At 39.8% G+C, this 5,196-nt stretch carries 5 protein-coding genes, 2 tRNA genes and 1 pseudogene; 4 read left to right on the top strand and 4 right to left on the bottom strand.

All coding sequences use genetic code 11. The features are described from left to right. The 4 genes from CRJ00_RS16700 to CRJ00_RS16685 all read right to left on the bottom strand — a co-directional run. Window positions 1–229: ISAon1 family transposase N-terminal region protein (locus tag CRJ00_RS16700; RefSeq protein WP_441347596.1), on the bottom strand; the 229-nt coding region annotated here is incomplete at its 3' end. 131 nt (window positions 230–360) lie between these two features. Next, window positions 361–445, bottom strand: a tRNA-Leu gene (locus CRJ00_RS16695). 5 nt (window positions 446–450) lie between these two features. Beyond that, window positions 451–523 (bottom strand) — tRNA-Gly (locus tag CRJ00_RS16690). Between the two features lie 141 nt (window positions 524–664). Further along, window positions 665–1,159 (bottom strand): regulatory protein RecX, encoded by a 495-nt coding sequence (locus tag CRJ00_RS16685; protein ID WP_099367876.1) that lies wholly within the window; start codon window positions 1,157–1,159, stop codon window positions 665–667. Between the two features lie 69 nt (window positions 1,160–1,228). Here CRJ00_RS16685 and CRJ00_RS16680 point away from each other — a divergent pair, with 69 nt between their 5' ends. The 4 genes and pseudogenes from CRJ00_RS16680 to CRJ00_RS16665 all read left to right on the top strand — a co-directional run. After that, window positions 1,229–3,661: a bifunctional UDP-N-acetylmuramoyl-tripeptide:D-alanyl-D-alanine ligase/alanine racemase gene (locus CRJ00_RS16680; RefSeq protein WP_099367875.1), complete on the top strand. Its 2,433-nt coding sequence runs from the start codon at window positions 1,229–1,231 to the stop codon at window positions 3,659–3,661. A gap of 1 nt (window position 3,662) precedes the next feature. Beyond that, window positions 3,663–4,268, top strand: a complete 606-nt coding sequence (locus tag CRJ00_RS16675; RefSeq protein ID WP_099367874.1) for a DUF502 domain-containing protein — start codon at window positions 3,663–3,665, stop codon at window positions 4,266–4,268. Further along, complete coding sequence (locus CRJ00_RS16670; RefSeq protein WP_144038188.1) at window positions 4,237–4,872, top strand: hypothetical protein; 636 nt, start codon at window positions 4,237–4,239, stop codon at window positions 4,870–4,872. The genes CRJ00_RS16675 and CRJ00_RS16670 overlap by 32 nt, the downstream gene beginning before the upstream one ends. 137 nt (window positions 4,873–5,009) lie before the next feature. Further along, a pseudogene (locus CRJ00_RS16665) lies at window positions 5,010–5,196 on the top strand (IS5/IS1182 family transposase); the annotation flags it as partial.

Below are 5,196 nucleotides of genomic sequence, written 5' to 3'. Positions count from 1 at the left end.
TATGTAGCGTAACTTTCTGGCCTCGAATGGGAAAGTCCGAGATCTCGGTGGAAGGCATGAAGCCCTTTGACTCCAACCTGTTGTTCTCATAGCCTGTCGGAGCAATATTAAGTTCATCTAAATAAATATGGAGCTGATTGTCGACCTGATCGACTTCTATGATCTGAAAGTATTCCAAAAGCCCTTCGGGCATCAACAAGGATAGTAATTTACGTTCGGCTTCTTGCAAGGGATAACTGTTTTAAAGATGCTAAACTAAGAAATTTTTAGTATTCCCCCCCAAGGATTCAGCTTGATCCATACTAACTACTAAATACTATAAAACTAAAAAAGCTCGTCATCCGACGAGCTTTTTTTCCGTACCTAGGGCGGGAATCGAACCCGCACTCCTTTAACAGGAACAGGATTTTAAGTCCTGCGTGTCTACCAGTTCCACCACCTAGGCAACTGAGCGAAAGACGAGATTCGAACTCGCGACCCCAACCTTGGCAAGGTTGTGCTCTACCAACTGAGCTACTTTCGCTTGAAGTGTTGCAAATATAGATATTTTCCCTTTCCCTCCAAAAAAATATGGTATTTATCTGAAAAAATATACCGTTTTAACCCCTTTAAACCTCTAACTGCCTCGTTTTTTAAGAGATATCAAATTCATAAAAAGAATGAATTATCCATCTAAATCATCCCGATTCCCTAGCATCCTAAAAATCAGATCTGTTTCATAACCTTTTCCCATCAGATACCGCACTAATTTGGAACGCTCCTGGTATGATAATTTAGCAATAGGCTTATCAATCTTCTTTTCAATAATCCCAGTTAATTTCGCTTCATAATCATCCAGGTCAATCTCTCGAAGCGCGATCTGGATCAATGGCTTCGAAATTCGTTTAAGTTTCAGCTGTTGAACTATCTTGATCTTTCCCCAACCTTGCATCCTAAATTTACCCAGCACATATGCCTTAGCAAACCGTTCCTCATTCAGGAAATTGCTTTCAATAAGCTTGGAGATGGTCTGTTCCACATCCTCCATATGCAATCCCCAATCGTACAGCTTATCCCTAACTTCCTGTTGAGCACGCTCTTGGTAGGCGCAATAACTTTCAGCTTTTCTTAAGGCTGCCAAAGGAGTTAATACCTTCTTCTTTTTTGACGCTTCATCCATACTGCAAATCTTCAAAAAATGCTGAACTTAACGAAAAAATGATGAAATTCGTTGCATATTTAATAGATAATGTATTCGATAGGTAAAGTTAATGAAATCGTAGGGGGGATGGCTATCAGAATTCCTAATTCTGATCAGCAGATCAGTGAATTAGTCTACGACAGCCGAAAAATCAGTCTGCCAGAAGAAAGTTTGTTTTTTGCGCTATCTGCCACCCGCGATGGTCATGAATTTATTGCCGATGCCTATAATCAAGGTATCCGTTCCTTTATAATCAGTAAGGATGTTCCATTTTTAATGGACAAAACCGATGTGAATGTACTCAAAATACATGATACCTTAAAAGCCCTCCAAGATCTGGCGGCATATCATCGAAAACAATTCCATTTCCCCATTATTGGGATTACCGGCAGTAATGGTAAATCCATAGTCAAAGCTTGGTTAACACAGATGCTGAGTATAGATAAAAAGGTTTATCAGAGTCCCAAGAGTTATAATTCGCAGATCGGTGTGGCGCTTTCCCTTTGGAACCTGCAGGGACATTATGATTTGGCCATTATTGAGGCAGGAATCAGTGAGCCCGGTGAGATGGATGCATTAGCAGCAATGATTAAACCCGATATTGGTGTATTTACCAATTTAGGGATCGCACATGCCCAACACTTCAAATCCAAAGAAGAAAAACTTGCGGAAAAGCTTAAGCTTTTCAAACAAAGCAACCTATTGATTGCAGGTTCTTTCTATGTTGCTAAAGAAATGGTAGAAAATAAACCATTATTCTCCTGGGGGTATCTGGAACAAGATGATTTGCAATTGCTAGAACAACAGCAAGTAGGGCAGGAAACACAGTTGGATATTCAATACAAGGGCAGTATCCATCAATTAAAAATCCCCTTTACAGACAAAGCATCTATTGAAAATGTGGTTTCCTGCGTGGCTATCATGCTAAATTTACAATATGATATCGCCAATATCCAGAAGCGGATTTATGGATTGAAACCCCTCGAGATGCGGCTTCAGTTGAAAAAAGGGATCAATAACAGTTCTATTATTGATGATTCCTATTCCAACGATCTTGCATCCTTAAAAATATCCTTGGACTTTTTGCAGCAGCAGAACCAATACCAAAAAAAGAGCATTATCCTCTCTGAAATGGATGGTCTGGAAGAGAACGAGAAGTTCCAAAAAAAGCTGTCAGAGATATTGAACGGCCAGTCTTTGAAAAGGCTGATCTGGGTAGGTAAGGACTATGATTTTCTATCAGCACTCCATATTCCTGAAAAATTGTTCTACCCAACAACGGCCAGCCTGCTGGAAGATCTCCATACTATTTCCATCGAAAAGGAAAGCGTACTGATCAAAGGTGCCCGAATCTTCCAATTTGAAAAAGTGGTGGAAAGATTGACACTAAGATCGCATGGAACGGTATTGGATATTAACCTCAATGCTCTGACCAATAATCTGATGGTCTATCGTTCTTTGATACCGCCACAGGTTAAATTAATGACCATGGTGAAGGCTTTCTCGTATGGTAGTGGAAGTTTTGAGGTTGCCAACCTATTGCAGTTTGCGAAAGTAGATTACCTTACAGTCGCATTTGCAGATGAAGGGGTAGAGTTGCGTTCTGCGGGCATTACATTGCCCATCATGGTGCTCAGTCCAGATGCAGATACTTTTTCCGCATTGATCAAACATGATTTGGAACCAGAGGTCTATAGCATGTCCTTTCTGAATGATTTCATCGCCTTTTTAAAAGATCAACATATAAAATCCTATAAGATACATCTGAAATTGGATACAGGCATGCATCGTTTAGGATTCTTTCCGGAAGAAATTCCAGTAGTAATCGATCGGTTAAAATCACAAGATCAGGTTGTCGTTCAATCATTTTTCACCCATTTAGTCGCATCAGGCGATCCAAAACAGGATGAATTTACGCAATATCAGATTGATACCTATTCGCAAAGCGCGAAACTATTGGAAGATGGGCTAGGCTATAACTTTATCCGCCATGTCGCCAATACATCGGGGATCGTCAGATGGCCAGACGCACATTTTGATATGGTCCGATTGGGAATTGGTTTATATGGGGTGGATATGGACCGGAAATTGGAAAACTTAGAGCAAGTAAGTACCTTGCGTACAACAGTGACCCAATTGAAGGATCTAAAAGCCGGAGAAACGGTAGGATATGATCGAAAAGGTGTCTTACATCGCGATAGCAAGATTGCAACTGTAAAGATTGGCTATGCGGATGGATATAATCGCAGATTTGGTCAATCGGTTGGGAAGATGCAAATCAATGGAAAGTTGGTTCCTACAGTGGGGAGTATCTGCATGGACATGTGTATGCTGGACGTGACGGATATAGATGTGAAGGAAGGGGATGAGGTATTGGTTTTCCCAGACCTGATGCAGGCATCAAAAGATATCGGAACTATTCCCTATGAATTATTGGTGAATATTTCTGGAAGGGTTAAACGCGTTTATTATTACGAATAAAATGATTAGAAAAGTTTTTCAACGATTTTTTTATTATTTGATCAAGGGGACATTAGTAGTAGCCCCTGTTGCCGGAGCTATTTTCCTTATCGTCTGGTTAGTGGCAAGTATTGATGGCGCCTTAAACATTACCGAACATTTCCTGGAAGATGAAAAAGGACATCCATTATACATCCCTGGAATAGGTATCCTTTCTGTAATCCTTTTATTGGCTTTGGTGGGGTTGATATTTACCACCTTGGTAACAGAACCGATCAAAGCATGGTTGAGCAGGACCATTAAAAAGATCCCTTTATTCAATACACTTTATTCTTCCATTAAAGATTTTACAGAAGCCTTTGTTGGTGATGCCAAGAAATTCAATGAACCTGTTCTCGTTGTAGTGAATGATATGGGGCTTAAAAAGGTTGGCTTTTTGACGCAAAAGGATCTAACCGCTATTGGATTGCCGGGTGAAGTGATTGTTTATTTCCCATATTCCTATTCCGTAGCTGGACAGATCGTGGTGGTCAGTTCAGATAAAGTCCAGAAATTAAATATGTCGGCCACTGATGCTATGAAATTGGCTGTTTCTGGTGGAGTCAGCGGTTTGGAAGGAGGGAAGTAGTCCGATGCTCTGGTCTAAGAAAAAAACAACAATCAGTGAACTTCAAGATCAAATACTTGCCTTAAAAGCGGAAGTTTCCTTTATTAAAGCAAGGGAATTAACGCATCTTCGAAAGTTGATTAAGGCAAATGAGCAGAAAGAACCATTAATAAAAGCGTTCTTCGAATTACAAAATGCAGCTTATTCCATATCGGAGAACATAAAATGGTCGGTTGAAGAAGAAGTCCGATTTGTGGAAGGGGTACTATCCTTATGGAAACAAGCAAATCCTGAATCCCTGGAAATCAAAAAGCAGTTTCTGATTCATGATCCTCAATTGCAGATTTATCCTTTGATCACCGTTCCGCCAATTATCAATGCTTTGGTAAACGGTTATAATAGTATGAAGGAGCATCCTGTTAAAATCAAATTCCAATGTTCTTCCCAACATCTTCAGGTGGAGGTAAGTAATCGCGTCAATCATTATTTGGAAGATCAAGCCAACAATCTTGAAACGATGGCTTTTAAGGATCGACTATTGATAAGATACGCAGAGAATCAGCAGTTATTTATCAATAGCAATTCAAACCTTTTTAAAACGACCTTGATTTTGAGCAAACTGTAGAAAAGAAAAAAGGCTTTCAATAATTTATGAGGGCACTGAAAAAGTCCCCTTTTAGAATGGGCTAAAAAAAGGAGTGGAAAACAACAGTTTTCTGCTCCTTTTTTCGTATCTTAAAGTAGGCTTTAACGGATATCAGGATGCTTTCTACCCAACAAAAAATTCAGTTCAGTTCCTATTCGGGATTGTACGATATCATTGTTCCAAAAGACAATCTACTTCGCAAAATCAACGATCTTATCGATTTCAGTTTTATACATGAGGAACTTTTGGAGAAGTATTGCCAGACCAATGGGCGTACAGCAGAGAGCCCCATCAAGATGTTCA

The organism is Sphingobacterium sp. 1.A.4 (assembly GCF_002734245.1).
GTDB lineage: Bacteria > Bacteroidota > Bacteroidia > Sphingobacteriales > Sphingobacteriaceae > Sphingobacterium > Sphingobacterium tenebrionis.
This window is presented reverse-complemented; position numbering and strand designations above follow the sequence as displayed.